This is a genomic window from Brevundimonas sp. UBA7664 (assembly GCF_002483305.1).
GTDB lineage: Bacteria > Pseudomonadota > Alphaproteobacteria > Caulobacterales > Caulobacteraceae > Brevundimonas.
This window is the reverse complement of record NZ_DLHQ01000002.1, coordinates 1-23237: the sequence shown is the minus strand read 5'-3', so window position 1 is coordinate 23237 and position 23237 is coordinate 1. Positions and strand designations below refer to the sequence as shown.

Genomic DNA, 23237 nt, shown 5'->3' with positions numbered 1-23237 from the left:
GCGCCGCAACGCGAGGGAGAGCACGATGAGCCAGTCCGACGAGATCGTCTTCTACACCAACCCCATGTCGCGCGGCCGGATCGTGCGCTGGATGCTGGAGGAGGTCGGCCAACCGTACCGCACGGTCGTGCTGGAATACGGCACAACGATGAAGTCGCCGGAATATCTGGCCATCAACCCCATGGGCAAGGTGCCGGCCGTCAGCCATCGCGGCGTGACGGTGACCGAATGCGCCGCCATCTGCGCCTGGCTGGCCGACGCCTTTCCCGAGGCCGGCCTGGCCCCGGCGTTCGACGACCCGGCGCGTGGGCCCTACCTGCGCTGGATGTTCTTCGGCGCCGGACCGCTCGAGGCGGCGGTGACGGCCAAGGCCCTCGGCTTGCTGGCTCCGGCCGACAAGGCCGGAATGGCGGGCTATGGCAGTTTCGAACAGGTGGTCGATGCGCTCGAGCACGCCGTGGTGAGCAGCGGCGGACCCTGGCTGCTCGGCGACCGGTTCAGTGCGCTGGATGTCTATCTGGGCAGCCAGATCGGCTGGGGGTTGCAGTTCAAGAGCCTGCCCGACCGCGACGCCTTCAAGGCCTATGCAGGCCGCCTGTTCCAGCGCCCGGCGGCGATCCGCGCGCGCGAGATCGACGACGCCCTGATCGCGGCGGCCAATGCGGGGAGTTGAGGCGGCGGGCTAGCCCCGGGCGGGGCGCAGACCTTCGACGGCAGCGCTCTGGACCTGCGGACGGCGTTCGCCGCCGGCGGCCCGGATGCGGTCGATGCGGGCTTTCTCGGCGCGGAAGGCCGTCAGGTCGGCCCCGGCCAGAACCGTGCCTTCGGTGGTCCGCACGCCCGCCGGATTGATCCGCTGACCGCGCCGCCAGATTTCATAGTGCAGGTGCGGTCCGGTCGAGGCGCCGGTCGAGCCCACATAGGCCACGACCTGGCCCTGGCGGACGCGTTGTCCAGCGCGTATGCCCGAGGCGTAACGGGACAGGTGGCCATAGCCGGTCTCGAGGCCGTTCGGATGGCGGATGCGCAGCCAGTTGCCATAGCCGCCCCAGCGGCGGGCCTCGACGACGACGCCGTCCGCCGGCGCCACGACCGGCGTGCCGCTGCCGGCCGCGAAGTCGATGCCCTGGTGCATCTTGCGATAGCCGGCGATCGGGTGACGACGGAAGCCGAACGACGATGAGACGCGGAAGCCCCGCTCCAGCGGCGTGCGCATCATGGCCGAACGCGTGTTCTTGCCAGTGGCGTCGAAATACTGGGCTTCGCGGGCCCCCGCGGGCTGGAAGCGATAGAAGGCCACGCCCTTCAGCTCGGCGTACAGCAGGCCGTCGGTGCCGATGGTGCGGCCGTTCTCGGTGACCGTACGGCCGAAGACATAGGTGAACTCGTCATTGGCGCGAATGTCGCGCTCCATGTCGAACCGGTGAGAGAACAGCCGTCCGGCGGCGCGGGCGACATCGGCCGGCGCGCCTTCGCGTCGGGCCGTGCGCGACAGCGATCCTTCAACCTTGCCGGTCAGGACCACGGTCTCGTGCGTGACCTTTTCCTCCAGCGCCCGCAGGCGCAGCGCGCCGTCGAAACTGCGCGAGACGGTCAGCTGGGTCGCCGGACCCGTACGCATGGTGAGGCCGATCAGGCGGGGCTCGCCCCGGCCGCCGCGCGGCTTGGAAATGGCGGTTTCGAAACGCTGGCCGACCCGCATCGTCGTGACGTCCATGGCGTTCGACAGGGTCGCGGCGATGGCCGAGGCCTCTTCCGGGGCGATGCCGGTGCGACGCACGGCCTGTTCGAAGGTTTCGCCGCGGCGAATCTGGACCGGAATGGCTTCCGGCGTGGTCAGGCCGGCAGGCGTGCCCGCGGCCGCAAACGCCCGGTCCGCCAGGGCCGAAATCTGAAACTGGGTCAGAGGCGGAGCCTCTTCCGCTTGCGCAGGCTGGTATACGCGACCGGCAAGCAGCGCCACCGAGATCGCCGCCACCGCCGTCAAGGCGTGAGGCGCGATGCGCATCGGCTGGCGACGTGGATCGAATTGAGCCATCGGTCCCCGACAAACGACGACGCCGAACGGCGCCAAAGCTACTATAGCAAGGAACGCGCCGAGGCAGCCCCCTGCACGAGACAGGCCCTATAGCCCGTCCGTCCCATCATGGGAAGACGGTTCGTTACAGACCGTTAACCGGAGCCGTAGTCATCGGTAAAGCTTGCGTGAACCATGAGACTATCGGCAAGGCTTGGCCGTGTATTCGTCGCGTTTTGACAATCGATCGCCGCCTTCGCGGTCCAGGTTGTGCCGGGCTGAACCGGTCCGCACTCAAAGTGGCCGATGCGCCACTCAACTGTGTTTCCATGGACACGATATAACTGCTGGTCGGAATGTTTCCATTGCTCATCGCCCTTTCCTCCCGTCGGCCCGTCCCGATATGACCGGTCCATGACCGCCGCCTCCGAACCCGCCCCGCTTCGACCGCGACGCCCGCGTGGACGCCGCGCGCTCCTGGTCGTCGGCGTCGGCGTCGGCGTGCTCCTGGTCCTGGCGGCCCTGCTTTACGTCAATCGCCGGGCGGCGACGCGGCAGGTTCTGATCGGCTGGCTGGAGCAGCAGGGCATCGAGGCCGACATGCAGGTCGACCGCCTCGAACTTGACGGTCTCGTGGCCAGCGTCCGCATCGGCGACGGGGACAACCCCGATGTCACTGTCGAACGGGTCGAGGTCGACTACGCCATCGGCGCGCCGTGGTCGACGGGCGGCCTGGGCCTGACGCCGACCCGCATCCGTCTGATCCGGCCGGTGGTCCGTGCCAGCGTCCGGAACGGCAGATTGACCCTCGGTTCGCTCGATCCGCTGGTGGAGCGCTTCACCGGCCAGCCCCCGCGTCCCGACAGCCGTGGTCCGCTCGTCCTGGTCGAAGGCGCGCGGGTGCGCCTCGACACCGACTATGGACCGACCAGCATTCTCGGCGACGCCCGGATCGACGACGGCAAGCTGATCCGGCTGAACGCCCGCATGCCCGCGACGGCCTTCAAGAGCGGGGACATCGAGGCGCGAGGGTTGCAGGCTACGGTCGATCTGACGACGACCGGCGACCGCGTCGCCCTTCGACTCGTTGCCGCCGCCGAGCGCGCGAGCCTGCCGGGGTTCACCGGCGAGACCGCGCGTCTGACCGTTGCCGGCGACCTCCCTTATCCCGACCTTGAGACCCGGCGCGGCGACGGTGGCGCGCGGATCGATCTGCGCCTCGCCGCCGACCGCCTCGCCGCGGCGGACACATCAGCGCGCAACGCCGACCTCCACCTGACCTTCAGCGGCCAGATGGCGGGCTGGATCGAGACGTTCCGTATCGAGGGCGCCAGCGCTGTGGATCTGCGCGCCGCCCGCATCGAAGGTCCGGCGGTCTCCGCGGCCACGGCGCGCCTGCGGTTGACCAATGCCCGCGCGGTTCTGGCGCGCGACCCCCGAGGCTTGAACTGGCGTGTGGACGGCGGCGCGGCCCTGACCGCCGCACGCGCCTCCGGAGCCGGCCTGGATGGCGCCGGCGTCGCCTTGAGCTCCAGCCGGCTCGCCGTCGGCGGACGCGGCGCCGCGTTAGAGGCGGAAGGTCCGGTCGTCTTCGCGGCGGAACGGTTCGCCTGGGATGACCTGACCCTGACCGGGGTCCGGGGCGCGTCGGACTTCGACCTCGTCTCGGACAGGGGCCTGCGGGTCACGGCCACGGGCGCGTTCAGCGCCGCCCGGGGGGCCTGGCCGCTGTTCGGCCCGCCCGCCGGCGACGACGTGCCGGAGCTGGCCGGGATGAAGCGCGCCCTGTCGGCCTTTGCCGTCGCCGCGCCCGGCTTCGAGCTGATCGCCGGTCACTCGGGGACGCGCCTGACCCTGACCCGCCCGGCGACCGTGCGTCCCGCCAACGGCGGCGTGCTTGTCGTGAACCCTGTCGCCACGCCCATCTTCGCCGCCACGCGCGGCCAGGCCGGCGGCGGCGCCCTGTCGCTCACGGCGACGCGGGGCCAGGGCCTGCCCGAGGCCGCCTTCGCTATCCCGGCCTGGCGGCTGAGCCCCACCGGGTTCACCGCGACCCTGGACGGGCGCGCCGCCCTGGACTTCGGCCTCGCCCGCGGGATCACGGTCCGGACCCGGGGCGAACTGGCTTCGTCCGGCGGTCGGCTCACCTATGTCGCCGCCGGCTGCATTCCCCTGACCGTCGAACGGCTGGAGCTGGACGAGAGCGACGTCGTTGGCATCGCGGGCGACATCTGCCCTGTCGCGCGACCGCTGGTCAGCGTCGCCGACGGTCGCTGGCGCGCCGATGGCGCGCTGAGCGGACTCGACGCCTCGGCTCCCTTCCTGGCGTTGAATTTCCGAGACGCTGAGGGTGGCTTTACCGCCACGGGCGGTCCGGGCGGCGTCGGTCTCGACGCCCGCATAACCCGGGCGACGGTCGATGACGCCACCACCCCCCGGCGTTTCCATCCACTCGGTGCGACCGGCTCCGCCCGTCTGGCCGGCGACAACTGGACCGGCGCCTTCGATCTGAGCCGCGGGGGCGCGGTGCTCGGCCGCCTGACCCTCGCCCATGACGGCGTCGCCGAAGCAGGCGGCCTGACCATCGAGGCCCCGTCCATCGTCTTCGCCGACGGCGGTCTTCAGCCCGCCGACCTCAGCCCCCTGGCCGAATTCATCGGCTCCCCCGCGTCCGGTTCCGTCGCCTTCGACGGCCGTATCGATTGGCGGGCCGAGACCGAGGGAACCAGTTCCGGCCGGCTGACCATCCCCGGTCTGGACTTCACCAGCCCGGCAGGTCCGGTGAAAGGTCTGCGCGGAACCATCGACTTCACCAATCTCGCGCCCCTGACCGCCGCGCCGGGCCAGCGGCTGTCCGCCGACCTGCTGGAATCGGCCGCCCCCCTGACCAACATCGAACTGACCTTCGGTCTCGACAAGGCGGCCGTGACCATCGAGGGCGGCGACCTGGCCGTGGCGGGAGGCCGCATCCGGGTCGAGCCATTCGCCGTGCCCCTCGACCCGAACCAGCCGATCAGCGGCGTCATCGTGCTGGAGAACGTCCAGCTGGGCCAGATCATCGCCGGCTCCGGTTTCGGCGACCAGGTCAATCTCGACGCGGTGGTCTCGGGCCGGCTGCCCTTCACCTCGGATCAGGTCAACGGAGTCCGCATCGTCGGCGGCTCGCTGGCGGCGGTCCAGCCCGGCCGCCTGTCCATCGCGCGCGAAGCGCTCAGCGATCTCGAGGCCGGCGGGGGCGGCGAGGCCGTGCCGCCCAACACCGTCCAGGATCTGGCCTATCAGGCGATGGAAAATCTCTCGTTCGATATCCTCTCCGCCGAGGTCAACAGTCTCGATGAGGGCCGGATCGGCGTCCTGTTCCGCATCCGCGGCCGCCACGATCCGCCCGTGCGTCAGGAACTGCGCATCCCGCTCGCGGAGTTCATCAGCCGCGAATTCCTCAACCGTCCCCTGCCCCTTCCGTCAGACACGGGCATCGACCTGACCCTGGACACCACCCTCAACCTGAACCAGCTGATCGGCGACCTGCTTGAGCTCAACCGCGCCCGCGATGGACGTCCGTCTGCCGATGCGGCGGCGCCGTCAGAGGCGGCGCCACCGACTGCGCCGTGATCAGGCCATCTTCGCCGTTCAGAACCCGTTCACGCTCAATCGCGTTAGATCGTCGTCGATTGAAGACCGGAGACCACCGCTCATGACTCGGCCCCAGACCCGGACGCGCACCCGCCTCGCCCTTATCGGCCTCATCGCCGCCCTAGGGACCGGCGCCTGCACGCCCACGGTCCGGCTGCAGGTCGATCCGATCCAGATCTACGCCAAGCTGGACGCTGATGTTCGCGTCCGCCTCGACAAGGAGCTTCAGGACCTTCTCGTCGAAAACCCCAACCTGTTCTGATGCGAAAGTTGATCCCGATGTCTTTCCGCAAGCTCTTCGTCGTGACGGCGGCCATCGCGGCCCTCGGCGTGGCCGCGGGCGCGGCCCTGGCCCAGACGTCCGCCCAGAAGTCGATGATCGACGCTGCCAAGGCGCAAGGCGCCGTGGGCGAACAGGCCGACGGCTATCTCGGCTTCCGCGTCCCCTCGTCCGACGCCGCCCTGACCGAAGCCGTCCAGGTCACCAATGCGGCCCGTCGTGAAGCCTATGCGCGCAGCGCCCAGGCGGCCGGCGACGGCGCCACCGCCGAAGCCGCCGCCGCGCGCATGTTCCAGACCCAGCTCCTGCCGCGCATCAGCACGGGCCAATGGTACCGCAACGCCCAGGGCCAGTGGGTCCAGCGCTGACCCTGCGCCGCCTGCTGCTGAAACTCCTTCTCGTCATCGGCGTCGCCGCCGTCGTGACCGCCGCCGTCAGTGTCGCCTGGACCGCCATCGGCGGCGGGCGGCTGGGCACGCATGGCCTCATCGCCCTGTCCCTGGGCGTGACGGGCACGGTCGGACTGACCTGGGGCCTGATGGCGCTGGCCTTCAAGTCCAGCCGCGAGGGCTGGGATGAACGACCCGACGACCCCGACAAGCCTTGAGCCTCCGCGCCTCCCGCGCGATAGGTCGCGGATGACCGACCCCGCCAAACCCTCAGAGATCACCTACGCCGGCTATCTGGCGCTGGATGACCTGCTCGCCGCCCAGCATCCGCTGTCGACCGAGCATGACGAAATGCTCTTCGTCATCATCCACCAGACCAAGGAGCTGTGGCTCAAACAGATCCTGCACGAGGTGACCCTGGCCCAGGCCCTGGTCCGTGCCGGCGATCTGGTCCCCGCCTACAAGAGTCTGGCGCGCGTGAGCCGCATCCAGGCCGTCATGACCATGAGCTGGGACATCCTGGCCACGATGACCCCGGCCGACTATCTGCGTTTCCGCGGCGTGCTGGGCTCCTCATCCGGCTTCCAGAGCGACCAGTTCCGCCGCTTCGAATACATGCTTGGGCTCAAGGACGACCGCTTCCTGCGCTTCCACGAGGAACGGCCGGACGCCTATGCCGCGCTGCAGGCCGCGCTCGCCGCGCCCAGCCTCTATGACGACGCGCTGGCCCAGCTGGCCGCGGCCGGCGTCCCGGTCCCGCCCGAGGTTCTCGACCGCGACGTCAGCCGTCCGCACGAACCGTCGGAAGGCGTCGAGAACGCCTGGCTGGAAGTCTATCGCGACACCACCCGCTGGTGGCCGTTCTACCAGCTGGCCGAGAAGCTGGTCGATCTCGACGACGCCCTGCTGACCTGGCGGCACAAGCACGTGGTCACGGTGGAGCGCATCATCGGCCGCCGCCGCGGCACCGGCGGCACCGAGGGCGTGGCCTATCTGACCGAGACCCTGCAGCGCCGCTGCTTCCCCGAGCTCTGGTCGCTGCGCACGAAATTGTAGAACGGCGAAGCTGAAACCTTTTCAGGCCCGACCGCGCTTTCACGTCTCCTCCCGGAAACAGTGAAAGAGCTGCCCATGACCACCCCCAATCATCACGACATCCACGTTCTCAACGGCCTGATCGAAACCACGATCGACAGCGCCGACGGCTATCGCGAAGCCGCCAAGGAGACCGACAAGCCCAACTACCGCACGCTGTTCGAGGCTCGCAGCTTCGAGCGTCAGCAGGTCGCGGCCGACCTGCAGGGCACGGTCCGCAGCCTGGGCGGCGAGCCGGAGGACGACGGCTCCATCCTCGCCAAGGCCCACCGCGCCTTCCTCGACGTCAAACACGCCCTGCTGCGCGACGAACAGGCCGTGGTGAACTCGGTCGAGAACGGCGAGGACTTCATCAAGGCGAAGTTCGAATCCGCGCTGGAAGACTCGGCCGTCTCAGCCACCACCCGCGAAACCATCCGCCGCGCCTACACCACGGTGAAGGACGGCCATGACCAGATGCGCGATCTCAAGCACAGCCTGGAAGGCCAGAAGGACGCGGACGGCCGGCTCTATCCTAACTGAGCCTGGCCGGACGACGGATAGAAAAGGCCCCGGCGGGATCCGCCGGGGCCTTTGTCATTCTGAATGCCGTGAGGCCTAGGCTTCGGTTTCGTCGGCCTTCTGGGCGGCGCCGGTTTCCGGGACCACGACGCCCTTGACCGGGCGGATCGTCTGCTTCTCGGCGATCCGGGCCGACTTGCCGCGACGGTCGCGCAGGTAATAGAGCTTGGCGCGCCGGACGACGCCGCGGCGCTTCACTTCAATGGCGTCGATGTTCGGCGACATCAGCGGGAAGACGCGCTCAACGCCCTCGCCGAAGCTGATCTTGCGCACGGTGAAATTCTCGTTGATCCCGCCGCCGGCGCGGGCGATGCAGACGCCCTCGAAGGCCTGGATGCGTTCGCGCTCGCCTTCCTTGATCTTGACCATGACCCGCAGCGTGTCGCCGGGCTGGAAGTCGGGGATCGCACGGACGGCGACCAGGCGGGCTTTTTCTTCGGCTTCGATCGTCTGAAGGATGTTCATTCTATTCTCCTCGAGCTTTTGCGCTCTTTACCTGTGATTTGGCGGGCTCATGTCCCGCATGGGTCGTCTTGTCCGGATAGGCCGCCCAGAGGTCTGGCCGTCGTTCCCGGGTCGTCACTCGCCGCTGCTCTTCGCGCCATGCGGCGACCTTTTTGTGGTCTCCGGACAGCAGAACCTCGGGTATCTCCAGCCCCTCGAACGTCCGCGGTCGCGTGTACTGCGGATGCTCCAGAAGGCCGTCCTCGAAACTCTCGCTACTGAGACTGTCTGCCTGGCCGAGGACGCCGGGCAGAAGTCGTACGCACGCCTCGATCACCACCATGGCCGCCGCCTCGCCGCCGGCGAGCACCGCGTCCCCGACGGAGACCTCCTCGAACCCGCGCGCGTCGAGCACGCGCTGGTCCACCCCCTCGAACCGGCCGCAGAGAACGGTGATCCCGTCCGCCCTGGCCCATTCCTTGACGCGCGCCTGGGTCAGGGGCCGACCCCGGGCGCTCATGTACAAAAGCGGCCGGGGCGGGCCCGAAACGCTGTCGAGCGCCCTGGCCACCACGTCCGCTTTCAGCACGGCTCCCGGGCCGCCACCCGCGGGGGTGTCGTCCAGGAAGCCGCGCGTATCTGTGGAAAAGGCCCGAATGTCAACCGTATCAAGGCTCCAGAGCCCGCGCTCACGCCACGCCGTGCCGATCAGCGAGACGCCGAGCGGGCCCGGAAACGCCTCGGGGAACATGGTCAGGACGGTGGCGGTGAAGGGGGGGCGGGGGGTCATGGCGGGGTTCGTAGCGCGAGAAGGGTCGAGGGGCGAGGGTCGAGGGTCGAGGGGTCAGGGCGAAAGGACCGGGCCAACCTCCTGACTCGACCCTCATCCCTCGACCCTCACCCCTAGCAAACCTGCCCCGCCGCCCAACCCGACGACCAGGCCCACTGGAAATTGTAGCCGCCGAGCCAGCCCGTCACGTCGGCGGCCTCGCCGATGACGTAGAGGCCCGGCACGGTCTTGGCCGCCATGGTCTGCTGGTCCAGCTGGTCGGTGGCGACGCCGCCCAGGGTGACCTCGGCGGTGCGGTAGCCTTCGGAGCCGACGGGCTTGACGGTCCAGGCGTTCACGGCGGCGTCGAGGCGGCGCAGGGTCTTGTCGCCGACCTCGGCCAGCTTGCCCTTGATCCCTTCGCGCTCGCAGACGCTTTCGGCGAGGCGGCGGGGGATCAGATGGCCCAGCGCCGTATGGACCATCTGTTTGCCGTTCTCCGCCTTGGCGGCCTTGAGACGGGCGTAGAGGTCCTCGCCGGGGGCCATGGCGACGGTGATGGCCTCGCCCTCGCGCCAGTAGCTCGAAATCTGGAGGATGGCGGGGCCCGACAGGCCGCGGTGGGTGAACAGCATGGCCTCGGCGAAGGCGGTCCCGCCGCCTTTCACCACGGCGTCGACGGCGACCCCGGCGAGGGGCTTCAGCGTCTCCAGCAGGCCGGCCTCGAAGGTCAGGGGGACCAGGGCCGGGCGGGTGTCGGTGACGCGCAGGCCGAACTGGCGGGCCGTATCGTAGGCCCAGCCGGTGGCCCCCATCTTGGGGATCGACTTGCCGCCGGTGGCCAGCACCAGCGACCGGCTGCGGACCACGGAGCCGTCGGACAGGGCGGCCTCATAGCCGTCGGCGACACGGTCGATCCGCTCGACCGAGACGCCCAGCGACAGGACCACGCCCGCCGCCCGCATGTCGTCGGTCAGCATGCGGATGATCTGTTTGGCCGAGTCATCGCAGAACAGCTGACCCAGGGTCTTTTCGTGCCAGGCGATGCCGGCGCGGTCGACGCGTTTGACGAAGTCCTGCTGGCTGAACCGCTTCAGGGCCGAGGTGGCGAACCGGGGGTTCTCGCCGAGGAAGTTGGCGGGGCCGGTCCCGAGGTTGGTGAAGTTGCAGCGCCCGCCGCCGGAGATGCGGATCTTCTCGCCCGGCGCCCGGGCGTGGTCGAGGATGCGGACGCTGCGCCCGCGCCGCCCGGCCTCGATGGCGCACATCATCCCGGCCGCGCCTGCGCCGACGATCAGGACATCCACAGTCTGGGGGGTCATGCGGCGGGCCTTAGCACGGGCGGCGAGCGGACAGAAAAACTCCGTGCGCATCGTGCGCATCGTGCGCTTCGATCGCTCCGTCCACGGCGTGCGGAAGGGGCGGAAAGGCGCCGTCCGCGCGGAAAATATTTCAGGATGTCCGACGCGCAGGCGGGAGCAGCGTCATTGTGCTGGCAATCCGCGTCGGCCTGGGGCGGTCGGGCGGGGTTTGAGGGCGGCGATGTCAAAGACCGGTCAGGCGGGGCGGGTTCTTGACCGCCTTGACCGGATTGTACCGCCGGTACGGGGGCGTGCGGGATAAAAGGCGGTCCCGGGCGGCCGGCAGGGGGTCGAAAGGGCGCCTTCGGGGGTCGGGAGGAGCGGGATTATCGGGGGCGGGAAGACACGGTTGCGGCGCCGCGAGCCTTGTCCACCGGGGATACATTCCCGCCCCTCGCATGTGCAAGCTGATCCGCCAATACATGGGCTATGTGGACGGCGACGACACGATTGGCGGCGCTGACGGCCAACCCGTCCAGATCGACCACACCTTCGTCGGCGGCGTCGATAAGAAGGGCTTTGACGACAAGAAGGTGGTCCTCGGCATGGTCGAGGAAGGCGGCAACGTCGTTGCCCGTCACCTGCCGAACCGTCGCGGCGGCATCGTCGGCAAGACCCTTGCCGCCAACATCAAGCCCGGCTCGCGCATCACGTCAGACGCGGAACATGCCTTCGGCGTTCTCGGCTACATGGGTCGCGGCTACCAGCACACCATCCTCAACAATCAGGCTGGCGAATGCTCGCGCGGCACCGCCAACAACAACACGATCGAAGGCTTCTGGGGCATGCTCAAGCGCGGCATCAACGGGACGTACATCAGCGTCTCGCAGAAGCACCTTCAGACGTACCTCAACGAGTTCGAGTTCCGGTACAACCTGCGCCGCCACCCGCACATGATGTTCGATCTGCCGCTGCTGTCGTTCCCGCGCGGAGCCTGAAACGGCGAATCCGGCAGGCGCCTTTTGGGGGGCGTGTCAACGCATCGCTTGACATTTGCTGTGATTAGCCCAAGATTCCGGGGTAGTCTGAAAGTAGGCACAACCTGCAAGTAGGACCGCACCGGGGAGGGGCTTTCGAGCGCCTCCCCCTTTTATTTACAGTTGAACGATGCCGAACCCGTTTGCACGGCTCGCCCTCGTGTTCAGGACTGGCCTCAACCGATTGAAATACTGTCTGGCGCCCTGCTTCCGCACATAGGAACAGGGCGCGTACTTCTGGTGAAGTAAGTACGCAACGGTATCGCAGGACTGGATGAAATAACTGTCGGCGGAGTTTTTTCCGTGCGGGTCCTCAATGACCCGTACCATTGGGAGGTTTCGCGCGGGCAAGCCGCCCATGCCGGGAATGACATTGTGAGCGGTCATCCGCCGGACGAGTCGCGTGAGCTTTCGGCCATCTGTCGCGTCCGTAATCACCAGCCCTTTATCGGCGCGATGAGCGCCCGGGAAATGACCGGCACCTATGGTGTTCTCGAAGCGCTGGAACAGGGCCTGCCAAGCGTTCTCAAAGACATCGTAGTTCGCAGCCTTCCCCTGCTTGTCCACGATCACGTTCGTGAAACTGATATGCGGCGACTTGGCCAGTTCGTCCGCAAACTGCCTGAGTATGGCAAGCCGCACATGCTTCGCCATTCCGGGGATAGGGGGCCGCCGGATATACTCAGAGGCATGGACTTCCGTCCGAAGGGGCAATCCATGAACGGCTTTTAGAGTTCGACGGAAAGCCACCAGATGGTTGAGGAAGTCCCGCCATCCGCTTTCGTGAACGGCGAGCCCAGACAGGACAAAATACCGCGTGGGCGAGTTCACCAAGCCGGTGTCGCCGCTTTCGTCCACGTACATCAGATACATGCTGCCCCCCAAAGCCGGAGGAGAGCATAGCGACGTGTTGACCGCTACTCCGCCTCGTCCTCGCGAAAATCTTCCTCGGCCGGCTCGTCCTTCGGCTTCACGTCCAGCGGTGGCTTGTTGACCATCGCGTCTAGAAGTCGGTCGAAGCGTTCTTCGTCGGGGTTGTCTGGCATCCGGTTATCCTAGCACATGACGGGCTGGGGGGCTCGACATGAAAGACTGGTGGGGGAAGCAGGCCGCGATAGCCACGTCGCTAGGGGTTCTCGCGATGATCCTTTGCATTGCGATGGGGGCGGCGTGGGTCCGAGATGTAAGTGAGGCACGCCAGTCGGTGTACGCAGCCCCAGAAGCAAGCTGCGGCGGCGATCAAAACGAATGTGCGGAGAAAGACCTTCCAGCCCAGGTCCGTGCCGCTAGGGCTGGGGAGGCGCTTGTAGACCTCGCCGTCTGGCAACTCATTGTGAGCGCGGTCGCGTTGCTGGGGATTGTCGGACTGTTCTGGAACATCGTTCAAGGCCACGCTGCGCTCGCGAAGGCTCGGGAGGCCAATGAGATCGCCAGACGCTCGTCGGAGCGGCAACTCCGGGCCTATTTGAGCATCGACCAAGTCTACTGCGTCGGCGTTGAGGCCGGGAAGCACCCGGTAATTTGGATGTCGATAAAGAACCGAGGACAGACGCCCGCCAGAAATATCCGAATCAAGAGGGCCGTAATCCGTTGCCACACCGGTAAGCCTGACGCGGTCCGAATTACCGACCTGACGGAAACGCACATATTCGATTTGGGGCCGGACCAACCGACAACCCAGTACGAGCAGTTTACCACCCAACCGCTTACCGTCTTGCAGGCTCACGACATTCTGCACGGCGACGTCGTCCACATTTTTGCGGGCTACATTAGGTACACCGACGTCTTTGGGCGGACCCGACGCAACGTATTCCGCGCGCATCTCGCAAAGGACAGCTTCCGTCATGAGGGGAAGGCCTATCTGAGCCTTGGGGGGAGACACTTCCGCTCCACCTAGCGCCAGCGCGCCGATGATCGCGCTAATCACGGCCTAGCTCCGCCCCTGAGGGGAGAAACCGCCGCACATGTCCAGAGGGGATACATCCCCGCCCCTCTTGAGTTCCTGTTTTGTTCATGCTTGGATCGGCGCCCAAAGGGAGGACTTCCACATGATCGGCTATGTGACGCTGGGTACGAACGACCTGGAGCGGGCGGCGAAATTCTATGATGCGATCGCCGCCGAGATGGGGACGGCGCGGATGATGGAGTGGCCGGGGGCGATCGCCTGGGGCACGCCGGGCGGCGGGGCCGGGATCGGGTTGACCAAGCCGTTCGACGGGCAGGCGGCCAGCGTCGGCAACGGCGTGATGGTGGCGCTGGAGGCGTCCTCGCGCGATCAGATCCACCGGCTGCATGAGATCGCCCTGGCCCATGGCGGGACCTGCGAGGGACCGCCCGGACCGCGCGGGGAGACCTTCTACGCCGCCTATTTCCGCGACCCGGACGGCAACAAGCTGAACGCCTTCATGATGGAGCAGGGCGCGGTGGCGTGATCCGGGAGGTCGATAGATTTTCCTGTTCCTGATGACAGGGTTTATCGATTTTCCCTCCTGAGGCGAAAGGTCTAGGTTCGGCTCAATCGCGCCCAGAACGCAGGAGGACACCATGGACGGACACGCCGGCGGACCCAGCCCCCTCAACGATCCGAAGAAGGAAAAGGCCGCGCTGCGGTCCCTGATCGGTCGGACCAACCGCGACTGGTGGCCGAACCAGATCGCCGTGGACATCCTGCACCAGCAGGGCCGGACCGGCGATCCGATGGGCGACGGCTTCAACTATGCCAAGGCGTTCAAGTCGCTGGACTACGCCGCCGTCAAACGCGACCTGACCGCCCTGATGACCGACAGCCAGCCGTGGTGGCCGGCGGACTATGGCCACTACGGCCCGTTCTTCATCCGCATGGCCTGGCACTCGGCCGGGACCTATCGGACCGGCGACGGGCGCGGCGGGGCGGGCGCGGGGCAGCAGCGGTTCGCGCCGCTGAACAGCTGGCCGGACAACGGCAACCTCGACAAGGCGCGGCGCCTGCTGTGGCCGATCAAGCAGAAATACGGGGCCAGCCTGTCCTGGGCCGATCTGATGATCCTGGCCGGCAATGTCGCCATCGAGAGCATGGGCGGGCCGACCTTCGGTTTCGGCGGCGGCCGGGCCGACGTCTGGGAGCCCGAGAAGGACGTCTACTGGGGCACCGAGGAGAAATGGGTCGGCGAGGAGGGCAATGAGACCCGCATCCAGCCCGACCGGGAGATGGCGCTGGAGAGCCCGCTGGCCGCGATCCAGATGGGCCTGATCTATGTGAACCCCGAGGGGCCCGGCGGCGTGCCGGACGCCCTGCAGTCGGCGCGCGACATCCGCGAGACCTTCGCCCGCATGGGCATGAACGACGAGGAGACCGTGGCCCTGACGGTGGGCGGCCACACCTTCGGCAAGGCCCACGGCGCGGGCGACGCGTCCAAGGTCGGGGTCTCGCCCGAGGGGGCCGACATCGCCCAGCAGGGCATGGGCTGGATCTCGGGCCATGCCAGCGGCATCGGCGACGACACCATCACCTCGGGCATCGAGGGCGCCTGGACGCCCACGCCGATCCAGTGGGACATGACCTATTTCGACATGCTGCTGGACCATGAGTACGAGCTGACCCGCAGCCCGGCCGGGGCCAAGCAATGGCATCCCGTCGGCGACCCCGCCGACACCCTCGCCCCCGCCGCCCATACGCCGGGCAAGCGGGTGCCGACGATGATGACCACCGCCGACATGGCGATGAAATTCGACCCGGAATACCGCAAGGTGATGGAGAAATTCCGCGGCAATCCGGCCTATTTCGGCGACGCCTTCGCCCGCGCCTGGTTCAAGCTGTGTCACCGCGACATGGGGCCGAAGGTCCGCTACCTCGGGCCGGAAGTGCCGGCCGAGGACCTGATCTGGCAGGACCCGATTCCGGCGCAGACCGGTCCGGACCTGAGCGCCGACGACATCAGCGCCCTGAAGGAACAGATCGCGGCCTCGACCCTGACCGTGGCCGATCTGGTCTCGACGGCCTGGGCGGCGGCGGCGACCTATCGCGGCTCCGACCACCGCGGCGGCGCCAATGGCGGGCGGCTGCGGCTCGAGCCGCAACGCTCGTGGGACGTCAACCAGCCGAACAAGCTGGCCCACGTGCTGGAGGTCTATGAGGCCATCAAGGGCGATTTCGACGGCGAGCGCATTGTCTCGATCGCCGACCTGATCGTGCTGGGCGGTTCGGTGGGCGTGGAGAAGGCGGCGAAGGCGGCCGGTCACGCGATCGAGGTCGCGTTCACCCCGGGCCGGACCGACGCCAGCCAGGACCAGACCGACGTCGAGGGCTTTGCGGTGCTGGAGCCGAAGGCCGACGGCTTCCGCAACTATCTGCAGGTCCGGTACAATGTCCCGACCGAGGAGTTGCTGGTCGACCGGGCCCAGTTGCTGGGGCTGACGGCGCCGGAGATGACGGTGCTGGTCGGCGGCCTGCGGGTGCTGGGCGCCAACCATGGCGGGTCGAAACATGGCGTGTTCACGGACCGGCCGGGGCAGTTGACGAACGACTTCTTCGTCCATCTGCTGGACATGCGGACGGGCTGGAAACAGGTCGACGACAGCGGCGACGAGACCTTCATCGGCGCTGACCGTCTGACCGGCGAGCAACGCTGGACGGCGACGCGCACCGATCTGGTGTTCGGCTCCAACTCGCAACTGCGGGCGCTGGCGGAGGTGTATGCCTCGGCCGATGCGGGAGAGAAGTTCGTGAAGGACTTCGTCAAGGCCTGGACCAAGGTGATGAACAACGACCGGTTCGACCTGACCCTGAAGGAAGAGTTCGGGGCGGCGGCGGCCTGATCCAACCTGTGACTGACTCCGGCCGTCGCGGTGCGGCGGCCGGGAGGTTCATCACGAAGGACACGAAGGGGGCACGAAGGACACGAAGGGACCGGGGTTCTGTCAGACCGCAGGTTGCTTCCGTGGTTAGCCAAATTGCGGCTTCGCCGCCTTCATGGATCTACGGCACGCTCGCATTATCAGCCGCTCCGAACCCTTTGTGTGCTTCGTGCCCCCTTCGTGTCCTTTGTGATGAACCAGCTTCTGCTGGACCAAAGGAGCCATAAGGCCAACTGATTGCCATTGGCCAAACGATAGCGGACGCCTATATGTCGGCCATGCTCCCGACCCTGCGACAGCTCCAGTATCTCAAGCTCCTGGCGGAGCACGCCTCGTTCAGCCGGGCGGCGGAGGCGGCGCATGTCAGCCAACCGGCGCTGTCGGCGGGGGTGCAGGAGCTGGAGAAGATTCTCGGCGCGCCGGTGGTCGAGCGGACGCGCGGCAATATCCAGCTGACCGCGGTCGGGGCCGAGGCGGTGCGGCGCGGCGAGGATGTGCTGGCGCGGACCGAGGATCTGGTCGAGGCGGCGCGCAATGCGGGCAAGCCGCTGTCGGGCCGGTTCCGGCTGGGCGTCATCCCGACCGTCGCCCCCTTCCTGCTGCCGGCCAAATTGCCGGGGGTGAAGGCGGCCTGGCCGGCCCTGCGGCTGTTCATCCGCGAGGACCTGACGCCGCGGCTGATCGCCGGGCTGAAGGCGGGCCAGCTGGACGCGGCGGTGATCGCCCTGCCCTACAGTTCGCACGGCATCGACCATGCCCGCATCGGCGACGACGAGATCCTCGCCGCCGCGCCGGTCGGCCATGTGCTGGCCGGCGCCGGGCCGATCCCGGCGGGGTCGCTGAAGGCCGAGGACCTGATCCTGCTGGAGGACGGCCACTGCCTGCGCGACCATGCCCTGGCCGCCTTCGGCATCGAGCCGCCACGGGGCGAGGATGTCTTCGCCGCGACCAGCCTGCATACGCTGGTGCAGATGGTGTCGGCCGGGCTGGGGGTCAGCTTCCTGCCCGAGATGGCGGTGCGGGCCGGACTGGCCGATCTGCCCGGCGTGGTGGTGCGGCCGATCACGGCCAAGGCCCCGAGGCGCGAGATCGTGGTCGCCTGGCGCGCCGGCTCCAGCCGCGCGGCCGAGGCGCGGCTGCTGGCCGACGCGCTCCGGCTGGATTGACATTACGACTCCGTAAGGTGCGCCGGGTATCGGCCCTGATAGGGTTCCGGCGCCCGCGGTCGCCGGGCGTGCCGGAGCCGCGTCTCATGAAATCCCGCCTGTTCGCCGCCGCCTCGATCGCCGCCCTGATGCTCGGGGCCTCCGCCTGGGCCGCCCCCGGCGACCCGGCGGTCTCGATGGCCCCGATCGAGACCAGCGCCGCCCTCGCGCCCCAGGCCATCGAGGTGCCCCCTCTGGGGTTCGCGCACCGGGTGCTGCCGAACGGGCTGCAGATCTACACCTCGCGCGATGCGTCGACCTCGAACGTGACGGTCCAGGTCTGGTACCGCGTCGGATCCAAGGATGATCCGGCCGGGCGCTCGGGCTTCGCCCACCTGTTCGAACACCTGATGTTCAAATCGACCGAGAACCTGCCGACCGAAACGTTCGACCGGCTGACCGAGGATGTGGGCGGGTTCAACAACGCCTCCACCTGGGACGATTTCACCAACTACTATGAGGTGGTTCCGGCCAACCATCTGGAGCGGCTGATCTTCGCCGAGGCGGACCGCATGGGGTCGCTGGTCGTCGACGCCGACGTCTTCGCCTCGGAGCGCGACGTGGTGAAGGAGGAATACCGCCAGAGCTATCTGGCCAATCCCTACAACCGCTTCTTCGGCCTGTTCGCGCCCCAGACCATCTATCAGGACCACCCGTATCGCCGGCCCGGCATCGGCTCGATCGAGGAGCTGAACGCGGCGACCATCGATGACGTGCGCCGCTTCCACGCCACCTACTACCGGCCCGACAACGCCGTGCTGATCGTCGCCGGCAATTTCGACCAGGCCCAGCTGGACGGCTGGATCAACCGGTATTTCGGCGGCCTGACCAATCCGGCCGCCCCCCTGCCGGTGAACAATGTCGTCGAGGCCGAGCCGACGGGCCCGCGCGAGGCGACCTTCTACGGGGCCAATGTGCCGCTGCCCGCGGTGATGCTGGCCTGGCCCACCGTGCCCTACGGCCACCCGGACCGGGCCGCCCTGACCGTGCTGGACGGCGTCCTGTCGACCGGCGAGAGCAGCCGCCTGTACCGCTCGCTGGTCTATGAGCAGCAGATCGCCGCCCAGGCCAGCTCCAGCCCCGATTTTGCGCAGCAGGCAGGCCATATGACCGCCTATGCCATCATGGCCGACGGCGAGACGCCGGACGCCGGGATCGCGGCCCTGCGCGCGGAAGTCGCCCGCTTCCGCGACGAACCCGTCACCGCCGCCGAACTGGCCGAGGCCCGGAACGAGCTGATCGCCGACGTCCTGCGCAGCCGCGAGGGCGTCGACGACCGCGCCAACGCCCTGGGCTTTGCCCTGATGTGGGACGGCGACGCCGCGGCCGCCGACCGTGAGGTCGCCGCCATCCAGGCCGTGACCCCGGCCGACATCCAGCGCGTGGCGCAGCGCTATCTGTCGGAGCAGCGCATGATCACCATGCGCTACCTGCCCGCCGACGAGGCCCATCCGCCGACCGAGCAGAACAAGGACGTGGACGCTCCGGTCCGCATCGCCGACCTCGCGCCGGCCGGCGAGCCCACGGTGCTGCTGCCGGAAGATCAGCGCGCCGCCATTCCGGCCGCGGGTCCCGAGGGCGATCTGGCGACCCCGGCCGTCGCCGATTTCCGCCTCGCCAACGGCCTGCGCGTGCTGGTCGCCCCAACCGAGGGCGTGCCCCTGGTCTCGGCGCGGCTCAGCTTCGACGCCGGCTCGCGTGACGATGCGGCCAGGCCCGGTCTGGCGCAGATGACCGCCGGTCTGCTGACGCAGGGCACCACCACCCGGGCGGCGCCCCAGATCGCCGCCGAGATCGAGGGTCTGGGCGCCACGGTCGGCGCGGGCGCCGGCGTGGACTTCACCAACGTCTTCGCCAATGCCCCGGCCAATGTCTTCCCGCAGGCCCTGACCCTGATGGCGGACGTGGTGCGCAACCCGACCTTCGCCCAGGACGAGCTGGATCGCCTGCGCGACCAGGCGCTCGACGGGCTGCGTGTGCAGCTGAGCCAGCCGGGGCCGGTGGCCTCGCAGGCGGTCGGGCGCGTGATCTATGGCGACGCCGCCTATGGCGCGCCGGGCGGGGGCACCACGACGTCCCTGCCGACGATCACCCGCGATGACGTGGCGCGCTTCCACGCCCGCGCCTACGGCCCGAACGAGGCCACGCTCGTCTTCTCGGGCGCCATCACGACCGAACAGGCCCGCGCGCTGGCGGAGCAGGCTTTCGGCGACTGGACCACGGCGCCCGTCGCCGATCAGGCCGTCCCGGCCGCGGCCGGCCCGGTTCTGGCCCCCCGCGTTGTCGTCATCGACCAGCCGGGCGCCGGTCAGGCGGCCGTGGTCGTGGCGGTGCGGGGCGTGTCGCGCACCGATGCCGACTACTTCCCCCTGTCGCTGGGCAACACCGTGCTGGGCGGCGGCTATTCCTCGCGCCTGAACCAGGAGGTGCGGATCAAGCGCGGCCTCAGCTACGGCGCCGGCTCCAACCTGGGCGTCCGCGCCGACGAGGGCGTGTTCACCGCCTCGGCCCAGACCCGCAACGACGCCGTACCCGCCGTCGCCGAGCTGATCCTGTCCGAGATCGGCCGCATGGGGACTGAACGGATCAGTGAAGCCGAGCTGGGCCCGCGCCGGGCCGTCATGCTGGGCGGCTTCGGCCGCTCGCTCGAGACGGTGGACGGCCTCGGCGGCTTCGTCGCCAACCTGGCCCTCTATGACCTGCCGATGAGCGAACTGGCCGCCTATGCCGGCAATGTCCGGGCCGTGACCCCGGAACAGATCGAGGCCGCCTTCGCCCGCCACCTGCCGGGCTCGGAAGCCAGTCTGGTCATCGTCGGCGACGCGGCCCAGTTCATCGAGGCGCTGCGGGCGAAATATCCCAACGTCGAGGTCATTCCGCTGAGCGAGCTGAACCTGAACTCGGCGACCCTGCGGTAGGGGTCAGGCCGACAGACACACCACCTGGGCCACCCGCAGTTCGCGGCGCAGGTCGTCGGCGACGAGGCCGTAGTTGTCGACGGTGACGATCCGGCCGGTCAGGGGCTCGTCGGCCTTCTGAACGCCGCGGATGGCGGGGCCGAAGGTGTCCGGGGCGGTGGTGTAGATGCGGCCCCGGCGGGGGCTCTCGGCGATGGTGACGCCGATGGCGCGGCCCTGACGGTCCAGCACCGGCGCGCCGGACAGGCCCGCCAGGGTGCCGCCCAGACCGTCGGTGCGGCCGACCTCGGCCCAGGCCAGGACCGGTTCGTCGCGCTGGCCCCGGCCGCGCACGCGCAGGGTCTCGCGGCCCAGCAGGCGCGAGGCGACCTCGCCGGCCCGCGCCTGGGGATAGCCGGGGTGGAAGCCGCGCTGACCGGCGCGCAGGCCGTGCGTGGCCATCACCGGAACCGCATCGGATCCGCCCCGGGTCAGCAGGACGGCGATGTCCGCGCGGGGGGCCAGCCGCACATCGGCGGCGACGGCGCGACCGCCGCCGACCATGATGGCCGGGCGGCGGCAGCCCTCGACGACATGGCGGGCGGTGACCCAGAGGCCCTCGCGCGAGATCGAGAAGGCGGTGCCGGACGTCGGCTGGAAGGGGATGTCCGGCGCATTGACGGTGACGGCGGGGTCGAAGGGCGTGATCGGACCCAGCAGGGCGCCCTCGATCTCATCCGGCGGCGGCGGCGCGGGGGGCGCGTCCGCGTTTTCCCGCAGTCTGAGGGACCAGATAACCAATGCGCTGACGACCAGGGAATAGACGAGCCAGTCCGGTGGTCTGGGGAAGGCCACGGCTCAGCCTGTCAGGGCGGCGGCGAGGATCAGGGCGGTCGACAGCTTGGCCCCGACCAGCAGGACGGCGGCGGCGACCTCGCCCTCGCGGATGCGCTGGGGCAGGCCGGTCAGCAGCAGGTCGACGATACGGAAGGCCAGCAGCTGCAACACCACCGTGGCCGCGCCCCACAGGGCGATGTCCTTGAGCGAGGTCGAGACGCTGAGGCTGACCGCCAGGGGAATGGCCAGGCCGATCAGGACGCCGGAGAAGGCCACGGCCGCCGCGGCGTTGCCCTCGCGGATCAGGGCGATCTCCTTCCACGGCGTGAACAGGGCGTAGAGGATCGCGCCCACGGCCAGCAGGGCGAGCGTCACGCCGAGGTGCGCCAGGGTGGTCGGGAAGCCGGTCGCGAAGGCCTGGACCTCGGCGCTTTCGAGCAGGGTGGAGAGGGACGAGGAGTCCATGAGTGTCCGGTTGCAAGAGCCCCGCGACGATTGCCCGGTTTTTGCCTCAATCCGCAAGCGCGGCGGCGCCACAGTCGGTCAAGAACTGTGACGCGGTGTGTCGGTCAGGCCGCTTCGGCCGCCGCCTTGCGCAGGGTCGAGGCGCGCACCTTCTCGCTCTCGGACTTGAGCTGGCCGCAGGCGGCGAGGATGTCGCGACCGCGCGGGGTGCGGATCGGCGAGGCGTAGCCGGCCTTGTTGAGGATGGCGGCGAACCGCTCGATCGTCTTCCAGTCCGAGCATTCGTAGTCGGTGCCGGGCCAGGGATTGAACGGGATGAGATTGACCTTGGCCGGGATGCCCTCGATCAGCTTCAGCAGGGCGCGGGCCTCGTCGGGGCTGTCGTTGACGCCCTTCAGCATCACGTATTCGAAGGTGACCCGGCGGGCGTTGGACAGGCCCGGATAGGCGCGGATGCCGGCCATCAGCTGTTCGAGATCATACTTCTTGTTCAGCGGCACCAGCACGTCGCGCAGGGCGTCGTTGGTGGCGTGCAGGCTGATCGCCAGCATGGCCTGGGTCCGCGTGCCCAGCGCGTCGAGCTGCGGCACCACGCCCGAGGTCGAGACGGTGATCCGGCGGCGCGACAGGGCGATGCCCTCATTGTCCGAGATGATGTCGATGGCGTCGGCGACGTGGTCCAGATTGTAGAGCGGCTCGCCCATGCCCATGAAGACGATGTTGGACAGCCGGCGGTCTTCCTTGGGCGACGGCCATTCCTCGAGGTCGTCGCGGGCGACCTGGACCTGGGCCACGATCTCGGCGGCGGTCAGGTTGCGGACCAGCTTTTGCGTGCCCGTGTGGCAGAAGGTGCAGTTCAGGGTGCACCCGACCTGCGATGAGACGCACAGGGCGCCGGCGCGGCCGACGTCGGGGATGTAGACGGTCTCGATCTCGATGCCCGGCGCGGTGCGGATCAGCCATTTGCGGGTGCCGTCCTTGGATACCTGGCGCTCGACGATCTCGGGGCGGGCGAGGGTGAAGGCGGCGGCCAGTTTCGCCTGGGTGTCCTTCGCCACATTGCTCATGGCGGCGAAGTCGGTGACGCCGAAATGGTGGATCCAGCCCCAGACCTGCGACGCCCGCATCTTCGCCTTTTCCGGCGGGCAGATGTCGGCGTCGATCAATGCCTGACGCAGGCCCGCGCGCGTCAGCCCGGAGAGGTTGACGGGGGCCGCCGGCTTGGCGGCGGACGTGCGGGAAAGGTCGAGCGTCAGGCTCAAGGCGGCATCCTGTGGGCGAGGGAGGCGCGGCTTATACCACAGATCGGGAAGGATTTAAGGCAGACATCCTGATCCTTCTCCCATTGGGAGAAGGTGACGCGGAGCGCCGGATGTGGGTCGGCTGGTTGAAGCGGCGAAGCCGCCCCACGGCGGTCGCCCCTCACCCTTTCGCGCAAGAACGACGGCGCCGCCGTCGTGCGCTCAAGCCCTCT

At 68.6% G+C, this 23237-nt stretch carries 21 protein-coding genes and 1 pseudogene; 13 read left to right on the top strand and 9 right to left on the bottom strand.

Going from position 1 to position 23237, the window contains the following annotated elements:
• Window positions 1-25 precede the first annotated feature (25 nt).
• Window positions 26-673, top strand: coding sequence for a glutathione S-transferase family protein (locus B2742_RS00230; RefSeq protein WP_292061630.1), 648 nt, complete (start codon window positions 26-28; stop codon window positions 671-673).
• Window positions 674-682: 9 nt separating this feature from the next.
• On the opposite strand, the gene B2742_RS00225 is transcribed toward B2742_RS00230, so the two are convergent.
• Entirely contained in the window at window positions 683-2038 is a 1356-nt protein-coding gene (locus B2742_RS00225; protein ID WP_292061628.1) for a M23 family metallopeptidase, read from the bottom strand.
• Between the two features lie 393 nt (window positions 2039-2431).
• Between B2742_RS00225 and B2742_RS00220 the strand changes: the two genes are divergently transcribed.
• From B2742_RS00220 to B2742_RS00195, 6 genes are all read left to right on the top strand, one after another.
• Complete coding sequence (locus B2742_RS00220; protein ID WP_292061626.1) at window positions 2432-5629, top strand: intermembrane phospholipid transport protein YdbH family protein; 3198 nt, start codon at window positions 2432-2434, stop codon at window positions 5627-5629.
• Between the two features lie 82 nt (window positions 5630-5711).
• Entirely contained in the window at window positions 5712-5912 is a 201-nt protein-coding gene (locus tag B2742_RS00215; protein WP_292061624.1) for a YnbE family lipoprotein, read from the top strand.
• A 17-nt stretch (window positions 5913-5929) separates the two neighbouring features.
• Window positions 5930-6298, top strand: coding sequence for a DUF1318 domain-containing protein (locus B2742_RS00210; RefSeq protein WP_292061621.1), 369 nt, complete (start codon window positions 5930-5932; stop codon window positions 6296-6298).
• Window positions 6283-6537, top strand: a complete 255-nt coding sequence (locus B2742_RS00205) for a hypothetical protein (protein ID WP_292061619.1) — start codon at window positions 6283-6285, stop codon at window positions 6535-6537. The genes B2742_RS00210 and B2742_RS00205 overlap by 16 nt, the downstream gene beginning before the upstream one ends.
• Before the next feature lie 31 nt (window positions 6538-6568).
• Complete coding sequence (locus B2742_RS00200) at window positions 6569-7375, top strand: tryptophan 2,3-dioxygenase (protein WP_292061617.1); 807 nt, start codon at window positions 6569-6571, stop codon at window positions 7373-7375.
• Window positions 7376-7450: 75 nt separating this feature from the next.
• Window positions 7451-7936: a PA2169 family four-helix-bundle protein gene (locus B2742_RS00195; RefSeq protein WP_292061615.1), complete on the top strand. Its 486-nt coding sequence runs from the start codon at window positions 7451-7453 to the stop codon at window positions 7934-7936.
• 75 nt (window positions 7937-8011) lie between these two features.
• Here B2742_RS00195 and rplS read toward each other — a convergent pair whose 3' ends face one another.
• From rplS to B2742_RS00180, 3 genes are all read right to left on the bottom strand, one after another.
• Window positions 8012-8440 carry a 50S ribosomal protein L19 gene (rplS, locus tag B2742_RS00190; protein WP_292061612.1) on the bottom strand — a complete coding sequence of 143 codons (429 nt, stop codon included), beginning with the start codon at window positions 8438-8440 and terminating at the stop codon, window positions 8012-8014.
• Between the two features lies 1 nt (window position 8441).
• On the bottom strand, window positions 8442-9209 hold the full coding sequence (gene trmD, locus B2742_RS00185; RefSeq protein WP_292061610.1) for a tRNA (guanosine(37)-N1)-methyltransferase TrmD: 768 nt from the start codon (window positions 9207-9209) through the stop codon (window positions 8442-8444).
• A 113-nt stretch (window positions 9210-9322) separates the two neighbouring features.
• On the bottom strand, window positions 9323-10510 hold the full coding sequence (locus B2742_RS00180) for an NAD(P)/FAD-dependent oxidoreductase (protein ID WP_292061609.1): 1188 nt from the start codon (window positions 10508-10510) through the stop codon (window positions 9323-9325).
• Between the two features lie 290 nt (window positions 10511-10800).
• On the opposite strand from B2742_RS00180, the pseudogene B2742_RS00175 reads away from it, so the two are divergent.
• A pseudogene (locus B2742_RS00175) lies at window positions 10801-11430 on the top strand (IS1595 family transposase); the annotation flags it as partial.
• A 213-nt stretch (window positions 11431-11643) separates the two neighbouring features.
• Here the strand turns inward: B2742_RS00175 and B2742_RS00170 are convergent.
• Together B2742_RS00170 and B2742_RS00165 are read right to left on the bottom strand one after the other, a co-directional pair.
• Window positions 11644-12399 carry a DUF3800 domain-containing protein gene (locus B2742_RS00170; RefSeq protein WP_292061607.1) on the bottom strand — a complete coding sequence of 252 codons (756 nt, stop codon included), beginning with the start codon at window positions 12397-12399 and terminating at the stop codon, window positions 11644-11646.
• A gap of 44 nt (window positions 12400-12443) precedes the next feature.
• Window positions 12444-12572 carry a hypothetical protein gene (locus B2742_RS00165; RefSeq protein WP_292061605.1) on the bottom strand — a complete coding sequence of 43 codons (129 nt, stop codon included), beginning with the start codon at window positions 12570-12572 and terminating at the stop codon, window positions 12444-12446.
• A gap of 38 nt (window positions 12573-12610) precedes the next feature.
• Between B2742_RS00165 and B2742_RS00160 the strand changes: the two genes are divergently transcribed.
• The 5 genes from B2742_RS00160 (at window position 12611) to B2742_RS00140 (ending at window position 20482) form a co-directional block, all read left to right on the top strand.
• On the top strand, window positions 12611-13423 hold the full coding sequence (locus B2742_RS00160; RefSeq protein ID WP_292061603.1) for a hypothetical protein: 813 nt from the start codon (window positions 12611-12613) through the stop codon (window positions 13421-13423).
• Window positions 13424-13574: 151 nt separating this feature from the next.
• Window positions 13575-13958: a VOC family protein gene (locus tag B2742_RS00155; RefSeq protein WP_292061601.1), complete on the top strand. Its 384-nt coding sequence runs from the start codon at window positions 13575-13577 to the stop codon at window positions 13956-13958.
• 112 nt (window positions 13959-14070) lie between these two features.
• Entirely contained in the window at window positions 14071-16320 is a 2250-nt protein-coding gene (gene katG, locus B2742_RS00150) for a catalase/peroxidase HPI (RefSeq protein WP_292061599.1), read from the top strand.
• 317 nt (window positions 16321-16637) lie between these two features.
• Window positions 16638-17525 (top strand): hydrogen peroxide-inducible genes activator, encoded by an 888-nt coding sequence (locus B2742_RS00145; protein WP_292061657.1) that lies wholly within the window; start codon window positions 16638-16640, stop codon window positions 17523-17525.
• A gap of 86 nt (window positions 17526-17611) precedes the next feature.
• Window positions 17612-20482, top strand: coding sequence for a M16 family metallopeptidase (locus B2742_RS00140; protein ID WP_292061597.1), 2871 nt, complete (start codon window positions 17612-17614; stop codon window positions 20480-20482).
• A 3-nt stretch (window positions 20483-20485) separates the two neighbouring features.
• Here the strand turns inward: B2742_RS00140 and B2742_RS00135 are convergent, their stop codons facing one another.
• The 3 genes from B2742_RS00135 to rlmN all read right to left on the bottom strand — a co-directional run bounded on the left by B2742_RS00135 (window position 20486) and on the right by rlmN (window position 23025).
• Window positions 20486-21316 (bottom strand): S1 family peptidase, encoded by an 831-nt coding sequence (locus tag B2742_RS00135; protein WP_292061595.1) that lies wholly within the window; start codon window positions 21314-21316, stop codon window positions 20486-20488.
• A gap of 3 nt (window positions 21317-21319) precedes the next feature.
• A complete protein-coding gene (locus tag B2742_RS00130; protein WP_292061592.1) occupies window positions 21320-21763 on the bottom strand; it encodes a DUF350 domain-containing protein in 444 nt (147 codons plus the stop codon).
• Between the two features lie 104 nt (window positions 21764-21867).
• On the bottom strand, window positions 21868-23025 hold the full coding sequence (gene rlmN / locus B2742_RS00125) for a 23S rRNA (adenine(2503)-C(2))-methyltransferase RlmN (protein WP_292061589.1): 1158 nt from the start codon (window positions 23023-23025) through the stop codon (window positions 21868-21870).
• Window positions 23026-23237: the final 212 nt, after the last annotated feature.